The sequence below is a fragment of the Azospirillum sp. B506 genome (assembly GCF_000333595.1).
GTDB lineage: Bacteria > Pseudomonadota > Alphaproteobacteria > Azospirillales > Azospirillaceae > Azospirillum.
The window spans coordinates 1-15,770 of the sequence record NZ_BADK01001050.1 but is presented as its reverse complement, the minus strand read 5'-3'; the positions used below and the strand labels follow the sequence as shown (position 1 = coordinate 15,770).

The following is a 15,770-nucleotide window of genomic DNA, read 5'->3' as shown; positions in this document are numbered from 1 at the left end:
CGGCGCCCCCAAGGCCGCGGCCGTGTGAGGACAGGCTTGTGAGGACAGGCTTGTGAAGGCAGGCGGCCGGGATCGGCGCCGATTNTCCGTCACTCCTCCAGGATGCGTTCGATCCGCTGGTCGGGGATCAGCCACAGCAGGATCACCAGGATATAGAGGGCGATGGACAGCCATTGCAGGACGAAGGCCAGCGGGATGGCCAGGGCATAGAGCCCCAAGCTGATCTTGCCCTTCCGGTCGGTCCCGACCGCCCTGGCCACCGCCGACCCGCGCCCACCGCAGGCGATGATGGCGCGTTCGGTCAGGCTGTAGCCGATGGCCGCCATGCCGAGAACGACGCCGTAGGACGCCGTCGCCACCGGCGAGAAGTCGCTGGCATCGAGCCAGCGGATGACGAAGGGGACCAGCGACAGCCAGAACAGCAGGAACAGGTTGGCCCACAGCACCCGCCCGTCGATCCGCGTGGTCGCCTGCAGCAGGTGGTGATGGTTGTTCCAGTAGAGGCCGACATTGATGAAGGACAGCACATAGGCCAGCAGGATCGGGACGCGCTCCGCCAGGGCGGCAAGGCTGCCGTCCTCCGGCACCTTCAACTCCAGCACCATGATGGTGATGACGATTGCCACCACCCCGTCGGTGAACGCTTCCAGCCGGCCGGCCTTCATGGTCCGAACTCCAGTCTTTGCCAAGGACGCCGTACCGGGGCGGATTAGCCCCGGCACCGCATCGGTCAAGGTCAGGCGGCATCCACCATGACGATCTCACTGTCCTCCAGCGCCGTCACCGTCAGGGTGTCGAGGTCGGCGATGGCCGCACCGTCGCGGGCATTCACCCGCACCCCGTCGATCTCGACGGCACCGCTGGCCGGGACGAGATAGGCGCGGCGGTCCTTGCCGAGCGGATAGGTCGCCGTCTCCCCGGCTTTCAGCGTCGCGCCCACCACGCGGGCGTCGGTGCGGATCGGCAGGGCGTCATCGTCATCGGCATAGCCCGAAGCCAGGGTGACGAAATGCCCGCTGCGGTCGCCCTTGGGGAAGGGCTTGCTGCCCCAGCCTGGCTTCTCGCCGCTGCGGGTCGGCAGGATCCAGATCTGGAAGATGCGGGTGGTGACATCCTCCAGATTGTATTCGGAATGGGCGATGCCGGTGCCGGCGGACATCACCTGGACGTCGCCCGCCTCGGTGCGGCCCTTGTTGCCGAGATTGTCCTGGTGGGTGATGGCGCCTTCGCGGACATAGGTGATGATCTCCATGTCGCGATGCGGGTGCGGCGGGAAGCCGGTGTGGGGAGCGATGGTGTCATCGTTCCAGACCCGCAGGTTGCCCCAGTTCATCCGCTTGCGGTCATGGTAATTGGCGAAGGAGAAGTGGTGCTTGGCATCCAGCCAGCCGTGATTCTCGCCGCCCAGGCTGCCGAAGGGACGCAGGTCGATCATGGTCCGTCTCCTGACTGTGCGGCCGATGGGTCCTCGCCGTGGCGGCCGCCGTGTTTCGCTTGAGAGGACAATAGCGCTGGTCTCCTTTCAGGTTTACCCCTATAAATCGCCGCAAGATGTTCAAGAAAGTTGAACGATGGCCAGCGTCGGCACACCCAGCTTCGACCAACTCAGCATCTTCCTTGCCGTGGTGGACGCCGGCAGCTTCGCCGGAGCGGGACGGCGGCTGAACCGGGCGGTTTCCGTCATCAGCTATGGCATCGCCAACCTCGAAGCCCAGCTCGGGTTGCCACTGTTCGAACGCGAAGGGTCGCGCAAGCCGACGCTGACGGCCGCCGGGCCGGCGCTGCTCGCCGAAGCCCGGACCATTGCGCAGGAGATGGACGGCTTGCGCGCCAAGGTGCGGGGCCTGCACGAAGGGTTGGAGGCCGAGGTCGATCTTGCCGTCGACGTGATGCTGCCGGCCGACCGTCTGGGCAGGGTGCTGCGGGACTTCGCCCGCGACTATCCGACGGTCTCGCTGCGCCTGCATGTCGAAACCCTCGGCGCGGTCGGCGCCCTGGTGCTCGACCGCCGGGCGGTGCTCGGCATCTCCGGTCCGGTGGCTGCCGGGATGGATGGGCTGGAGCGGACAACCGCCGGCTCGGTGCCAATGGTGCCGGTTGCCGCACCCGACCATCCGCTGGGCCGCATGACGCGGATCGTCCCCGGCGCCGGACGCGATCATGTGCAACTGGTGCTCACCGACCGGTCGCGCGCCACAGAAGGGCAGGATTTCTCGGTGATGAGTCCCCGCACATGGCGGCTTGCCGATCTAGGCGCCAAGCACGCGCTGCTGCGCGAAGGGATCGGCTGGGGCAACATGCCGCTGCCGATGGTGGAGCCGGACCTCGTCGCCGGCACCCTGGTGCGGCTCGCCATGCCCGACCACCCCGGCGGCACCTATCGTTTCTCCGGGATCTGGCGGCGCGACACGCCGCCCGGCACGGCCGCCTCCTGGCTGCTCGCCCAGTTCGTGCAGCTGGGAGCCGGCGACCGTGAGGAGGACGGCTTCACCGACCTTTGATCCACCGTCGCGGCGTCAGGCCGCCGCCGGCGCGGTCGAGGCCGGATGAAGCGCGCAGATCGCAGTACCGGCCAGCACCAGGGCGGCGACGACGACCAGGGGAAGCACCGGCCCGCTCTGCATCACCATGACGGCACCGATGGCTGCACCGAGGAAGAGCGCCGCCACGCTGGCCATCCGGCGATGGGCATTGGTGTTCGGTCCGCCGGCGAGGCGGGAATCGGCGGCCAGCCCGGTCAGCGTCAGGACCGTTGTCGTCAGGTCCGGTACCTTCATCTGCCGGACCGTGGCATTGCGGAACCCCATGGCGAAGCCGGTCAGTACGATGATTGCGTAGAGAGCCGCGACGGGAGCCTGCGCACCGACATCGAAGCCGGCGGCAACGGCGGCGGCAATCCAGAACAGCGCCGTTTCGAACAGGGCGGCGGCCAGCAGCCAATGCCTCATCGGCCGGCCGGTAAATGTCCTGCCGAGCCGGCTGGCGGTCAGCGCGCCGATCAGGAAGGAGAGCAGCGCCGCCATCGCCGGCAGGACCCCTGAAGCCCGGCGGACCAACCACCGCGAAACCGATGAAGACGACGTTCGCTCATCGTGATCCAGCCCATCGCCAGCCTCCCAGCCGTCGAAAACCCGACCGAAGACTGACACTTCCATGTTGCGAGGAACTGACATTTTAGCTTTGCGCTTACACACTGGGCGACACATAAGCAGGATTATGGAAAATATCGTGATCGCATTCTTTAGCTCCAACCGGGATCCGACTCCGTGCCCCCATTCCCAGGGTCCGGTAAACCGCTCCGGATGCCCCGGCGCATCATCTTCCAAGAAAGTGGGATCATCCTAACGAAGCAGGCATCATCCCAACACGCTTCCGAAGTGCGCTAACAAGGTTCGACAGGGTATTCGAGCACGAAGGCGAACGAGCCTCGCAGCAGCAGGCTTGGCGTGACCGGGGCAAATGACCGGGTCCAACGACGGCATTGCAACGGCAATCCAGTCATCGGCACAGAAATTCCCCAATCATTGGGCGCAAGACGCCGGTCTGGAGCAGGGGGGTGATGACCGAGTGGTCGGCGACGCCCGGCAGAACACGGAGGTCGATGCCGGGAAGATCCGACAGCTCGCTGGCGGAGCGCAGGTCTGCCGCATTGTCGCCACCGCAGATGATCGTGGCTGGCGGATGCCGGGCGCGGCTGCGATAGAGGCCGCGCAGGTCGACCTCCTCCTCGCCGACTGGCCGGCCGAGCATCTGGCCGATCCGCGCCAGCGGCCGGGTCCGTCTGACCTGCCAGATCATCGGGGAGAAGGCGAGGATGGCACGGGCGTCGAGTTCCAGCCCATAGCGCAGCGCCCCGTAGCCCCCGGTGGACTGGCCAAGGCAATAGAGCTGCTGGGTGCCGAACCCCTCGCACAGCCGGCGCAGCAACCCCAGCGTGGCGTCCAGCCCGGTCCAGCGCCCGCCGATCCCGCCGAGATAGAAGCTGTCGGCCGGATCGAACAGGTAGATGACGTTGACGCCGAACGGTTCCAGGATCCGCTGCATCAGATACACCGACACCGTGAGCCGCCTGGCTCGTCCGGTGAAGGCGATCAGGGTGGTCGACGACCCCGCCGGAGCCAGCCAGTAATTACCCGCACCGGCATCCTGGGCCAGCCGGGCTGGAATCGCTCCTGCGCCGGTCAGGTCGCAGTCCCACAGCGCCTGGCACAGCATGGCGAGCTGGTCGGCACGCCCGGCGGTCTCTGGGATGCCGCGGAGAGCCTCCAGATGCGGCAGGGTCCAATGCACGACGCCGCTCTGGATCAGGTTCTGGCAGGCGTTCAGGCGCAGTTCAGGGCTGGCCGCAGGATCCGCTAGGGCAGCCAGCGACCAGGAAGGCGGTTGGTTGAGTGCGTGGACCCAGCCCGGGATGTCGGTCGCCATCACACCTGCGGCGGGCGGCGGGCGGAGAGCTCAGCCACCGGTTCATTGCCGTTTATGGAGGCATGTGTCGCGGTGCTTGCAGTGGCGATGGCCGTGGCAATGGCGGCGATCGAGGTGGCAGTGTCCAGAAAGATTTCTGGATCCAGGACGATGCGGAACGCTTTTTCCATCTCCAGCGCCATTTCGACTGCATCCACGGAATCAAGGTCGTAGACGGCCAGAGGCTGTCCCGGATCCATGCGTTCGGCGGCCTCTCCACAGATCGTCGCCAGATAGGCCATCATCCAGCCTTGCAGAGGCTCCCTGTCCAAGCTTGAAAGAGTCGGATTTGCCTGGATCGTATCGGATGTCGCAGTCATCGGTCACTCACTCGAAAGTCGTTGTAGTCAATGGCCGGGAGGAAGAGGCGGCCGCCGGCGTGAATCCCCGCTCCAGCGCATCCAGGATTGCCCCGGACACATCCTGCGCCTCGCCCCGCCAGGGGAAATGAAACGGTGGCAGGCCGGGATTTCGGTTCAGTTCCAGGATCCAGTAGTTCCCATGCCGCGCCGGCACCGCCGGATCCCGGATCATCACGTCGACCCCGCTCAGGTTCAGGCCAGGGACCGCGTTGCAAGCCGCCGTCAGCACATCCACGTAGGACGGGTGCAGGTCCGCCCGGCAATCGAGGCTGTCGGCGCCGGTTGCCCCATTGGAGGTGCCGCGCAGGAACACCCGCTCCGCTGCTGCCGGCACGTCGTCCAGGCTGCGACCGCTCATCGCCAGAAAATCACGGAGGTCATCGTCGACCACGATGTTGCAATGGCCGGGCACCGCCCGCCGGTCACGCAGGGCATTCTTGAGGTCGATCAGGCGGGCGATGCTGGCGTTGCCGTCACCGACCACGCTGGCCGGCCGGCTCAGCTTGACCGCCACCACCCGCGGCCGCACAAAGAAGAAGCGGATCACCTGTCCTGCCACGCTCTCCTCCACCAGAATCTTCTGGTGCCGGGCGGCAACACGCCGGACCGCCTTTTCATAGCGAGATCGGTCGGCAATGGCCGGGAAAACCAGCTCCCCTTTGAATCCCTGGTTCGGCTTGACGCAGACCGGTCCGGCAAAGCTCCCGAAGGCGTCGAGCGCCGCTGCGAGATCGTTGCGTCTGAAGACCCGTCCAGCCGGCGTGCTGAACCCCCGCGCATCGAGGAAATCCTTCGCGCGATGCTTGTCGCGGGTCAGAAGGGCGGCATCCTCATTGATGTGCAGGCCGAGGCCGCGCCAAGGATCGCCCCCCTTCACCAGAAGCATGCCGCAGGCGAACAGATAGTCCTGCCCACCGACGGCAAGGTCGAGCCACCGGGACGGAAAGGGCTGGAAACGGCTGTATACCCCTTGGACGTAGCGGGTCGCGATCCCGCGGGCGCGGGCGGCGTTTCTGAGGCAGATCGCGTGATAATCGTCCGGAGAATCTGTCTGGTCGTCCATGCTCCACTCGATCGGAAAGCGCTGCCGGATGAGATCGGCTCTGGCATTAAGAAACAATTTCTTTCATAACGATACATTTGGTAAAATTGCGCAGCATTTCGTTGATTTTTCTTCCATATCAAAAAGATACTATCATAATCTCAAAGATATATCAACCTGACAGCTGCCTTTTTATGGGGGATCATCGATCAGCGATGCTCACAATCGGCTTCATATCTTACAATCGCTCCGTCAGAGACCTGTTTCCACCGCCGCGGCTTCGCGCAATGCTTGCCGAGGCTGTCCTGCAGGGCGTTGCTCTGGTTCTTCTCGACAGCGGCGCCTGGGATCGGGACCGCGGCCTGATCGCCGGAGAACGCTGGACTCCGACCGGCTGGACCCCCGGTTGGTTTCCGTTGCCCGATCTCGTGGTGATCAAGGCGGCTGCCGGCGACGGCTGGGCGGATCTCGACAGCTGGATTCGCCGGAACCGTCCGGTTATCGCCGATTCCGCCATGAACAAGCTGGCCTTCCACACACTGCTGTCCGGCAGTCCGCTGAGATGCCACGCCATCCCGACCGTCGCAATTCCCGCCGATGCCATGGACGCCACGCTGACTGCCGTCTTCCGGGAGCACCGGAACGCCGTCGTGAAACCCGTCGACGGGCGCCGTGGCTTCGGCATCCAGTTCATCCACCGGGATTCCGGGCGGTCGGGACCCGACGGCCTGGGTGACGATGATGGCCTCTGGCGAGTCCAGCATGGCCAGGATACGGTCCGCGGCACGCTGAACGACGTCGTGGCGCATGTTCGCTCGCGGATTGCCGGGCGCCTACGGTATCGCAGCTATCTGGCACAACGTTTCATCCGCTCGGTGGCGGGCGATGGCCGACCGGCCGATATCCGGGTGCATGTCCAGCGCCGGGCCGATGGCGCATGGGGCGTTACCCGTGCCTATGTCCGGCTGGCCGAAGTCGGAAGCTTCCTGACCAACATCAGCCAGGGCGGCTACCAGGGACCGCTCGACGGCTTTCTCCAGGGGCGGCGCGTGGCCGGGGCGGCGGCACTGCAGGACCGGATCCTCACCCTGGCGCTGGAGGTCGCACGGCTGATCGAAACGACCAAGTCCCTTCCGCTGTCGGAACTGGGCATCGATCTGGCGCTGGACGACGAGGACCGACTGTGGGTGATCGAAGCCAATGCGTTCCCCCAATCGAGCCTGCACGAACACGCCCGTGCCGAACATGCCATCGGCTACGCTGTCGCGGTCGCCCGTGGACTGGCCGGTCATGCGCGGCAGGTCGGCGAGGAAGGATGTGGGCCGCGTTGAGGGGAAAGAGCCCGATAGGTCCGGGCGGCGACCGCATTCCAATCGAATTGGGCGGCATAGCGGCGTGCGGTTTCCGGATCGGCGCGCGGCCGGTCAAGTGCCTGCAACATGCCGGCGGCAAGCGCCGCTTCGGATGACAGGTCGCCCGGCATGATCCAGCCGTCGCATTCGAATTCACCCAGACCCGCCCGGTTGCTGCTCAGCACCGGCGTGCCGCACGCAAGCGCCTCGATGACCGGCAGGCCGAAGCCCTCGGCCGCCGACGGGCAAACCAGAAGTGCAGCGTCACGATAGAGCCGCCGCAATTCCGCGTCGGTCGGTCCGAGGCGCAAGCGGACGCGGTCGCCAAGACCCAGTGCCCGGCAGTGGGCCTGGGTCTGATCGACCAGTGCGTCCGACGCCATGACGATCTCCAGACCCATCGCCACATGGCGGGTGGACGCGGCCAGGGTCAGGAAATGCCGGAACGCCGTCAGCGTGAACCCCAGGTTCTTCCGTGGGTCCGCCGGATTGGACACGATCAGCATGTAAGGACGGGCGGCGGCATGCCCACTGTCGTCCACCGGGGCGGGAGCCAAGGTGTCTGCCGCAGCCGGCGAGAGAAAGACCGGGTCCACCCCTTCGCCGGTGACGCACTGCACAAGTCCGGGCCGCGGCCGGGCTAGACGGCGAAACTCTTCGGCAGTCGCCTGCGATGGAAAGAGCACGACGTCGGCCGCTTCCGCCAGGTGGGTGAGCCGCCGCATATATTCGACCTTCAACGAGTCCGGCCAGTTTTCAAAATAGGCCGAGCGGTAGGTCAGCGGCACCAGATCGTGAACCATCACCGCATGACGCAGCCGCTTGGGCATGAAAAAGTTCTTGTAGAGGGCGAACGGGTTGGGATCGAAATAGACGGTCGCCCCCAACCCGATCAGATCCTGTTCCAGCCGGTCGAACGTCCGCAGCCGGCTGGCAGGCACGGATGCTTCCGGAAGCAGTGGGGGAAACAGATGAGCCCGCACATCGTGCATGACCGTGTCCGCCAACAAGGCCGCGTGCTCCAGCCGGCCCACCGTGGCCAGAAGCCGGACTCCCTGTTCCGCATGGATCCGCGCCAGGCTGCGCGCCATATTCCGGACATAGCGGCCGATCCCGGTCATCGCCTCGGGACCGTGAAAGGTGGTTCCCTCGATGGCAACCACGGTCACCGGCGCGGAGGAGAGCGGCGAAAGGCACGATGCCGACCCTGTCGATAGATCATGCCGCATAGCCGAAATGCTCCATGTAACGGGCCAGCCGCGTGGCGATGGCGCTTTGGCGGTTCCGGTCGAGAAGTTGCGCGTATTTGCCGATCCGGCGGTCGCCGATGTGGCCGGGGTGCCATTGAGTCTGCGGATCGGCGGTTTCGCCGGGTGGAAGCCCCTTGGGAAAGCGCTCCAACCGCTCCGCCTGGGCGATGGCGGCCTGTACGGCATCGGGCTGCAGCTTACGGAACAGTGTCTCGATCTGCTCGTCGCGCGGCGTAAGGCCCAGATGGCTGGCGATGGTGCTGATCGTCGTGATCCGATCCACAAACCCGCTTTCATACCGGAGCAGCAGGCTATCCGGCCGCAGGGCCACACCGACGATTCCCGCCGCCCCGTGATCCGCATAGGCCACGGCCCGGTCAAAGCCGTAGCCGAAGCGCTGCATCAGGGATACCACGGCGTCGCGTGGGTCCCGGACGGTGACGATGCAGCGTACGCCGGGCGTGCGAGCCAGAAATGCGGCCGGATCGCCCCAGCCATGCGTCTTCAGAACCAGCACCGTCCCAGCCGGCGGTGGCGGCAGGCGGGTATCCGCATCCAGAGCCGCGGCGAAGGCGACGTGGCACGGACTCGTCAGGCGGATAAGGTCGACAGCCGCGTTGAAGGCCCAGGTCGAAGCGCTGCTGAACATGCCGCAGACAAGAACAACGGGAAACGTCATCTCCAATCCAGCTCTCAATAATCCGTCACCGATTGAGACGGGCTGTGACGGCATCCCCTGCCGCCGAAAAGCCATCATTCCTGTGAACATCGTGTTACGAATGTATACAGATTGACTCTTAACCAGTCGAGCGAATGCGAATCGGTATCGCGCTCCTGTCAGGGGCCTCGGTGACGCCTCCAGTCCGCTCCCCATTCCCTCCCAGCCCCGGGCGCGCGCATCCGTGCCGAGAAAGACCGTCGTCCTGCAAACGCCGTGGCGGCGGACGTGGGGTGTCTGACGGGGTGTCCAGCGGACGATGAGACGGGAAGGGTTCGGGGCCGTCCATCCCTATGCAACGGCGCATAAGGACAAAACGGACAAGGAGGGAACTGCCCCTGGTCGCGGGCACAGGGTGTGCCGGGAGCGCTCGGCAGGACAGAGCAGTGCTGTGCACGGAGGATGGATGAGGCTACCGTCGATTGAACAGCATCCGGCCGGTCGTTCAGGAAGAAGGGTCGATGCGTTTCATCGTCTTGCGGCAATGGATCAGCGCATCGCGGATCATAAAATTGACCAGGGTCGGCGATACGTTGAGCGTCGCCGCGATGTCCTTCTGGCTGTGGCCATGGATGCGGTGCATCTCGAAGGCATAGCGGGTGCGATCCGGGAGATCGGCCAGGGCGGATTCCAGCGTCTGCAGGAGCTGGCGGTTTACACTTACGCTTTCCGGCGAGGCTGCGTCGGGCGTGCTGACCGACTGCCCCTCCTCTTCCGTTGCAAGCAGGCGTGACTCCATGCCCTTCCGGCGGTAATGATCGATGGCCAGATTGCGGACGACCATCATCATATAGCCTGTCTTGGCCCGGATGGAGCTGGTCGACTCCGCCCCCAGAAGTTTGAGAAAGGCGTCCTGGACAACATCCTCGGCATGATGACGGCAACCGGTGATCCGCTCGGCAAGGCCGATCAACGACCGCCGGTGCGTGGCGAAGACGTCACACAGGGTTTGGCTTTCGACGGATCCTGCCTGTCGCATGAAAAGCTCCTTGTGCAGAGTGAACCCACGGCGGGGCTGCAATCCCTATGACTTGACAAGCCGCCGCAGACTAATGCAACTGACAATCATTTGCAAACAGGGAAACGGAAGAATTTCCCTATGCGGTTTCCAGCTTGCGTTGTAGGGACTTTGGATGATCGATGGTCTCGCACGGCTCCCCCCTCCTGCGCCCGGTTGGCTGACGGTCTGCCGAATGGCGGCCTGGTCGGTGTCGCTGGTCTTGCCCGCCCCTGCCCTTTCGAACTCCATCGCCCCAGTTCCCGCTCCAACCGACACTGTACGGCCGGCTCCGCAGGAAATGCCGCTGGAGATCCCTGCTCAGCCTCTTCGGGAGGCGCTGACCAGCCTCGGTCACCAGACCGGTCTGCAAATTCTCTTCAGTCCCGACCTCTTGGCCGATCGTCAGTCGCAATCCCTCTCGGGACGGATGGACCCCGCGGTCGCGCTGTCCATCCTGCTGAGCGGCACCGATCTCGCTTTCGACATGCGGGACCGGGTGGTGACCATCGGCCGGATGCAGGAAAATCCCGGTTTCCTGCCGGGACTGGCAGTGGAGGGCCGTCCGATGTCCGCCGGGCAGGCGGCACGGAGTCCCACGCCGGACCGCAGCGTGGGCAAAACCCCAATACCCGTGGAGGATCGGCCGCAAGGGCTGTCCATCGTCACGGGGGAGGAGCTGGACCAACGCGACGTCCAGGACATCAACGGTGCGCTCGCCTACAGCGCCGGGATCCGTCCCATCGACTATCCCGGCGGGCAGGGAGCCATCGACGTCTTCGTCCGCGGTTTCCGCCAGAGTTCGGAGTCCGTCATGCTCGACGGGTTGCGCAGCGGCTACAATCCCTATGGGATCGAGTACGAACCTTTCGGCGTTGAGCGGTTGGAGGTGCTGAAGGGGCCGGCCTCCACACTCTACGGCGCGATGCCGCCCGGCGGAGCCATCGCCCTGACCAGCAAACGCCCGACCGCAAGCCCATTCCATCGCCTCCAGTTGCAAAGTGGCAGCCATGACAGGCGGCAGGTCACGGCCGACCTCAGCGACAGGTTCGACGCGGAGGGGACGCTCCGCTACCGGCTGACGGTGCTGTCGCGGCGAAGCGGCACCCAGGTCGACCGCACACCGGACGACCGCCTCTATGTGGCACCCGCCCTGTCCTGGTCCGTCGGCGAGGAAACGGACATCACGTTGCTCGCCAGCTATCTCGATTTCCGCAAGATGGGGGCGGAACAGAGCTTTCCGGCATCGGGGACGGTGCAGGACAATCCCTATGGGCGCCTGGATTCGAGCCTTTTCCTCGGCTATCCGGGGCTGAGTTCCTACCGCTCGCGCACCCTGTCGGCGGGCTACGACATTCGGCATGCCCTTGCCGCCGACTGGAGCGTGAGCCAGACCCTGCGCTACAGCCACAGCCGCGTCGGCTATCTGTCGAGCTGGGCGGCCTCGGGGCTTCTGGAGGCGGACCGCCTCTACCGCTTCGGATTGCAGGACCGGCCGAAGACCAGCGCGACGCTGCTGGTGGACAGCAGGCTGCAGGGCGCCCTTGTCACCGGTCCGCTGCGCCACAGCCTGCTTGCCGGGATCGACCATGGCCGCTACCGGGCGCACGAGACGCGGCGGAACGGCACGGTGGTCGACGCGCTCGACGTCTTCGATCCAGTCTATGGCGGCCCCTATGGCTGGGACACGATCCTGGCCCGCGACCTGACCGACAGCATCCGCCAGACCGGCCTCTATGCCCAGGACGAGATCGCCGCCGGCAACTGGCGGCTGACGCTCGGCGGACGGCTGGATTGGAGCCACACCGGCAGCGTCGGCCGCCTGTCCGGCGGACCGCTGCTGGAAAGGACCCAGTTCGACCGGGCCTTCAACAAGCGGGCCGGTCTGGCCTACCGCTTCGAAGACGGCCTGACGCCTTACGCCGGATTTTCGACCTCCTTCCAGCCGAACAGCGACAGCGATGTGCAGGGCCGCCCCTTTTCCCCGAGCCGGGGGACGGAATGGGAGGCTGGATTGCGCTACCGGCCTGCCGGCCTGAACGGGCTCGTCAGCCTGTCATTGTTCCGCGCCGTCCAACGCGGCCTGACCACCGCCGATCCGGACAATCCCGGCTATTCGCTCCAGACCGGAGAGGTGCTGTCGCGCGGTGTCGAACTGGAGGGCAAGGCGGCGCTCGGCGACGGGACCGAGCTGACGGCGGCCTACAGCTACACCGACGCGCAGGTCACCCGCGACACTCCTTATCCCGGCGAACCGGACCGGACCGGAAAGCGGGTGGCCTCGGTTCCCCGCCATGCCGCCGCGGTCTGGCTGCGGCGGCAGATCGAAGAGGGAGCGGCCGGCGGCCTGACCACCGGCATCGGACTGCGCTATGTCGGTGCGACCTACAACGCCTCGAACAGCGTGCGCGTCCCCTCCTACCTGCTGGTCGATGTCAGCCTCGGCTACGATCTGGGACGGCTCGGTCCGGCGCTCGACGGCGCCGGCATCGCCCTGACCGCAACCAACCTGTTCGACCGCCGTTATTTCTCTCCGGGCTTCTACGAAAACTCTGTCTTCTACGGAAATCGCCGGGCGGTGCTGGCGACCCTCTCCTACAGCTGGTGACGGCGTTCAGCCAGCCAGGGGGCCGGCCACGTCCAGATGCCGGCGCAGCGCGGCGGCGATCAGATCCTGTGCCTCTTCCGCCTCGTCCACCAGCGCGCTCATCCGCAGGAAGTCATGTGTCATGCCGGCATGGATCCGGACATCGACGGCCGCACCGGCCTCCACCAGCTTCCGCCCATAGGCGATTCCCTCATCCACCAACGGATCGCATTCCGCCAGCACCAGCAGGGTCGGTGCCAGGGACGACGCGACAGGGGGCGGCAACTCCGCCAGCAGTGGCGAGAAGCGCCCGTCGCGCCGATCCGCCTCGTCACGGGCGTAGTGCCGATAGAACCAGTCCAGTGTCGCCCGTTCCAGCAGATGCCCTTCGCCATAGCGCCGCAGCGAGCCGGTGTCGGCGGTGGCATCGGTCACAGGATAGATCAGCACCTGAAGCCGTGGGCGCGGCAGGCCGGGATCCGCGGCGGCCCGCAGGCTGATCGCCGCTGCGAGACTGCCGCCGACGCTGTCGCCCCCCACCGCCAGCCGTCCGGCGTCGAGTCCCAGAACGGCGCCGTTCCTGCCAAGCCAGTCCAGCGCGTCCACCGCATCATCAAACGCGGTGGGGAACCGATGTTCCGGAGCCAGCCGGTAGCCGACCGAGACGACGGAGACCCCGCTTTTCGAGGCGATCGACCGGCACAGCCCGTCATGGGAGTCGAGGCTGCCGACGACATAGCCGCCGCCATGGAAGAACAGCAGCACCGGCCCGCCCGCCGGACCGTCCGCATAGAGGCGGGCCGGCAGGGAGGCACCGTGACGGGCCGGGATCGACAGCTCCTCCACCCGCTCCACCGGTTCGCCGCCGGGATCCATCATGCGGGAGGTGCGCTCGAAGGCAAGCCGGGCCTCCGCCGGCGACAGGGCGTGCATCGGCTTCATCCTGCCGTCCTCGCGCCCCCCCGCGGCAAGCGCGAGGAAGGCAGCGATATCGGGGTTCACAGCCATGGATCGTTGCTCCAGTTTGGGATGAACAGGCTCATTCCGCCGCATCAGCCAGTTCGGTTGTGCCGGCGTCCAGCCTGGCCTCCGGCGATCCGCCATCGCCCGCCAGCAAGTCAGCCATGATCTCCGCCAGGAAGGCCTCGTCGCGCGGCGCCCCGAAATGACCGCAGTCCAGCGTCCGCCACGGCATTGCGCTCCCGCCGAGCTGAGCGTCCAACCGCAGCCGGTCGGCATCGCGGCCGGCGATCCACCAGACTTGAGCGGCGACGGCGACCGGCAGGCAGGCGGACTGCGCCGCGGACAGGCGTTTGAGATGGCGGGCCGTCAGGAAGGCCTGCATCAGCTCATCCACCCCCATTGCGGCCCCCAACCCGTCGGCGGCGCCGCTCCGCGGGGCACCGAATGACCGGGAGATGACGCTCCGGATCACATCCGACGCCTCCTGCCCGTCCTGCGGTCGGATAACGGGAGCGCCCGGCAGCATCACCGACAGGAAACCGGCCAGATCATCGCGCCAGTCGTCCAACCTGCGTTCGCCGTTGTCCGGCGACGGCACGAAAGGATCGAGCAGGACGAGCCGCCGGACGGTCTCTCCCCGGCGTTCCAGTTCTGCCGCCATCAGCGCGGCCAGCGTTCCTCCCAGCGACCAGCCGAGCAATTGGTAGGGCCCCTGCGGCTGCCGCTCGCGCAGCAGGTCGACATAGCCCCGAGCCATCTCCTCAAGCGAGCCGTCCCGCCATGCCGGATCGAGCAACATGCGCGACTGGATCGCCAGCACGCCATGCCGCCCCTCCAGCCGCCGGGCCAGCCGCTCGTAGTCGAAGACCGTGCCGAAACCGGCATGGACGCAGACCAGAGGCGGCTGTCCGGCAATCTGCCGGTTCAGCGCCAGGATCGGAGACGGTCCGACCTTCGACGATGCCGCTTCCTGGACCGTACCGGCCAGTTCGGCAATCGTCGGCTTACGGATCAGGTCGCGCAGCTTGAAGGACACCCCAAGCGACCTCAGGGCGCGTGCCCGGCTGACCAGCTGGATGGAGAGGATGGAGTCGCCGCCCAGCTCGAAGAAGTTGTCGGTGACACCGACGCTGTCCAGCCGCAGCAGTTCGCACCACAGCGCCGCCAGGGCGCGCTCCGCCTCGCTGCGCGGCGCAACCTGTGCAGACGTGGAGGCAACCTCCGGCTCCGGCAGCGCCTTGCGGTCGAGCTTGCCGTTGGGCGTCAGCGGCAGGCGCTCCAGGGTCACGATGTGGGCCGGGACCATGTAGTCCGGCAGCGCCGCCTTCAGGCCGGCGCGCAGCCGCTCGGCGAAGCCGTCCTCCGCCTGAACCGCCGGCACGACATAGCCGACCAGCCGCTTGCCGGAACTGCCGTCGCGGGCGACCACCGCCGCCTCGCGCACGCCGTCCTGCGCCCGCAGGCGCGCCTCGACCTCGCCAAGCTCGATGCGGAAGCCGCGGATCTTCACCTGATGGTCGATGCGCCCAACATACTCGATCACCCCGTCCGCCCGCTGGCGCACGAGATCGCCGGTACGGTAGAGGCGACCGCCGTCGCCCGAGAAGGGATCGGCGACGAAGCGCTCCGCCGTCAGGCCGGGGCGGTTCAGATAGCCCCGCGCCAACCCGGACCCGCCCAGATACAGCTCGCCGACCACCCCAAGCGGAACCGGGTTCAGGTCGCCGTCCAGGACATGGGTGCTGCGGTCGCCCACCCGCAGACCGATCGGCGCATAGGCCGCACCGCAGCGGTCTTCCCGCCCGGCCTTCCAGATCAGCGGCGTCACCACCGTCTCGGTCGGGCCATAGCCGTTGATGATGTGCTCCGGCCGCAGCGCCGCCTTGACCAGCTCGAACGCCGCATCACCCACCGCGTCGCCGCCGAAGCAATAGACCCGCACCGGCGGCGGCGCGGTGCCGCGTTCCGCCAGTTCGCGCCCGGCATGCTCGGCCAACTGCTGAAGATAGACCGGCGGGAAGGCCGCCACCGTCAC

Annotated in this window: 14 protein-coding genes; 3 read left to right on the top strand and 11 right to left on the bottom strand. The window is 66.5% G+C overall.

The features are described 5' to 3' along the window. Nucleotides 1-89: 89 nt before the first annotated feature. Together I71_RS32380 and I71_RS32375 are read right to left on the bottom strand one after the other, a co-directional pair. Nucleotides 90-665, bottom strand: coding sequence for a TMEM175 family protein (locus tag I71_RS32380; RefSeq protein ID WP_042703996.1), 576 nt, complete (start codon nucleotides 663-665; stop codon nucleotides 90-92). Nucleotides 666-736: 71 nt separating this feature from the next. Continuing rightward, nucleotides 737-1,435: a pirin family protein gene (locus I71_RS32375; protein WP_042703994.1), complete on the bottom strand. Its 699-nt coding sequence runs from the start codon at nucleotides 1,433-1,435 to the stop codon at nucleotides 737-739. A 136-nt stretch (nucleotides 1,436-1,571) separates the two neighbouring features. Between I71_RS32375 and I71_RS32370 the strand changes: the two genes are divergently transcribed. Next, nucleotides 1,572-2,501, top strand: a complete 930-nt coding sequence (locus I71_RS32370) for a LysR family transcriptional regulator (RefSeq protein ID WP_042703992.1) — start codon at nucleotides 1,572-1,574, stop codon at nucleotides 2,499-2,501. A 15-nt stretch (nucleotides 2,502-2,516) separates the two neighbouring features. Here the strand turns inward: I71_RS32370 and I71_RS32365 are convergent, their stop codons facing one another. From I71_RS32365 to I71_RS32350, 4 genes are all read right to left on the bottom strand, one after another. Beyond that, on the bottom strand, nucleotides 2,517-3,023 hold the full coding sequence (locus I71_RS32365) for a DUF1275 family protein (RefSeq protein ID WP_199902317.1): 507 nt from the start codon (nucleotides 3,021-3,023) through the stop codon (nucleotides 2,517-2,519). A 475-nt stretch (nucleotides 3,024-3,498) separates the two neighbouring features. Continuing rightward, nucleotides 3,499-4,425 carry a hypothetical protein gene (locus tag I71_RS32360; protein WP_042703990.1) on the bottom strand — a complete coding sequence of 309 codons (927 nt, stop codon included), beginning with the start codon at nucleotides 4,423-4,425 and terminating at the stop codon, nucleotides 3,499-3,501. Beyond that, nucleotides 4,425-4,709 carry an acyl carrier protein gene (locus I71_RS32355; RefSeq protein ID WP_049976451.1) on the bottom strand — a complete coding sequence of 95 codons (285 nt, stop codon included), beginning with the start codon at nucleotides 4,707-4,709 and terminating at the stop codon, nucleotides 4,425-4,427. Before I71_RS32355 ends, I71_RS32360 begins: the two co-directional genes overlap by 1 nt. Before the next feature lie 82 nt (nucleotides 4,710-4,791). Next, a complete protein-coding gene (locus tag I71_RS32350; protein ID WP_042703988.1) occupies nucleotides 4,792-5,889 on the bottom strand; it encodes a hypothetical protein in 1,098 nt (365 codons plus the stop codon). Nucleotides 5,890-5,975: 86 nt separating this feature from the next. On the opposite strand from I71_RS32350, the gene I71_RS32345 reads away from it, so the two are divergent. Then, nucleotides 5,976-7,199, top strand: coding sequence for a YheC/YheD family protein (locus I71_RS32345; RefSeq protein ID WP_244434192.1), 1,224 nt, complete (start codon nucleotides 5,976-5,978; stop codon nucleotides 7,197-7,199). Here I71_RS32345 and I71_RS32340 read toward each other — a convergent pair. The 3 genes from I71_RS32340 to I71_RS32330 form a co-directional block, all read right to left on the bottom strand. Beyond that, nucleotides 7,157-8,383 carry a glycosyltransferase family 1 protein gene (locus I71_RS32340; protein WP_244434191.1) on the bottom strand — a complete coding sequence of 409 codons (1,227 nt, stop codon included), beginning with the start codon at nucleotides 8,381-8,383 and terminating at the stop codon, nucleotides 7,157-7,159. The two genes, I71_RS32345 and I71_RS32340, sit on opposite strands and share 43 nt — an antisense overlap. 55 nt (nucleotides 8,384-8,438) lie before the next feature. Further along, entirely contained in the window at nucleotides 8,439-9,203 is a 765-nt protein-coding gene (locus I71_RS32335; RefSeq protein ID WP_244434190.1) for a sulfotransferase domain-containing protein, read from the bottom strand. Nucleotides 9,204-9,633: 430 nt separating this feature from the next. Beyond that, nucleotides 9,634-10,167, bottom strand: coding sequence for an RNA polymerase factor sigma-70 (locus I71_RS32330; protein WP_042703980.1), 534 nt, complete (start codon nucleotides 10,165-10,167; stop codon nucleotides 9,634-9,636). Nucleotides 10,168-10,381: 214 nt separating this feature from the next. Here I71_RS32330 and I71_RS32325 point away from each other — a divergent pair, with 214 nt between their 5' ends. Next, nucleotides 10,382-12,793: a TonB-dependent siderophore receptor gene (locus I71_RS32325; RefSeq protein ID WP_083897503.1), complete on the top strand. Its 2,412-nt coding sequence runs from the start codon at nucleotides 10,382-10,384 to the stop codon at nucleotides 12,791-12,793. A 6-nt stretch (nucleotides 12,794-12,799) separates the two neighbouring features. Here the strand turns inward: I71_RS32325 and I71_RS32320 are convergent, their stop codons facing one another. Both I71_RS32320 and I71_RS32315 read right to left on the bottom strand, forming a co-directional pair. Further along, a complete protein-coding gene (locus I71_RS32320) occupies nucleotides 12,800-13,780 on the bottom strand; it encodes an alpha/beta hydrolase (RefSeq protein WP_042703977.1) in 981 nt (326 codons plus the stop codon). 31 nt (nucleotides 13,781-13,811) lie between these two features. After that, the coding region (locus I71_RS32315) for an alpha/beta fold hydrolase (protein ID WP_042703975.1) at nucleotides 13,812-15,770 on the bottom strand (1,959 nt) is incomplete at its 5' end.

Bases quoted from the DNA above. Each gene is read 5' to 3' on its own strand.
- I71_RS32335 (WP_244434190.1), bottom strand. From the start codon at position 9,203: ATGCCGTCACAGCCCGTCTCAATCGGTGACGGATTATTGAGAGCTGGA.
- I71_RS32375 (WP_042703994.1), bottom strand. From the start codon at position 1,435: ATGATCGACCTGCGTCCCTTCGGCAGCCTGGGCGGCGAGAATCACGGC.
- I71_RS32360 (WP_042703990.1), bottom strand. From the start codon at position 4,425: ATGGCGACCGACATCCCGGGCTGGGTCCACGCACTCAACCAACCGCCT.
- I71_RS32365 (WP_199902317.1), bottom strand. From the start codon at position 3,023: ATGGCGGCGCTGCTCTCCTTCCTGATCGGCGCGCTGACCGCCAGCCGG.
- I71_RS32380 (WP_042703996.1), bottom strand. From the start codon at position 665: ATGAAGGCCGGCCGGCTGGAAGCGTTCACCGACGGGGTGGTGGCAATC.
- I71_RS32370 (WP_042703992.1), top strand. From the start codon at position 1,572: ATGGCCAGCGTCGGCACACCCAGCTTCGACCAACTCAGCATCTTCCTT.
- I71_RS32350 (WP_042703988.1), bottom strand. From the start codon at position 5,889: ATGGACGACCAGACAGATTCTCCGGACGATTATCACGCGATCTGCCTC.
- I71_RS32330 (WP_042703980.1), bottom strand. From the start codon at position 10,167: ATGCGACAGGCAGGATCCGTCGAAAGCCAAACCCTGTGTGACGTCTTC.
- I71_RS32325 (WP_083897503.1), top strand. From the start codon at position 10,382: ATGGCGGCCTGGTCGGTGTCGCTGGTCTTGCCCGCCCCTGCCCTTTCG.
- I71_RS32355 (WP_049976451.1), bottom strand. From the start codon at position 4,709: ATGATGGCCTATCTGGCGACGATCTGTGGAGAGGCCGCCGAACGCATG.
- I71_RS32320 (WP_042703977.1), bottom strand. From the start codon at position 13,780: ATGGCTGTGAACCCCGATATCGCTGCCTTCCTCGCGCTTGCCGCGGGG.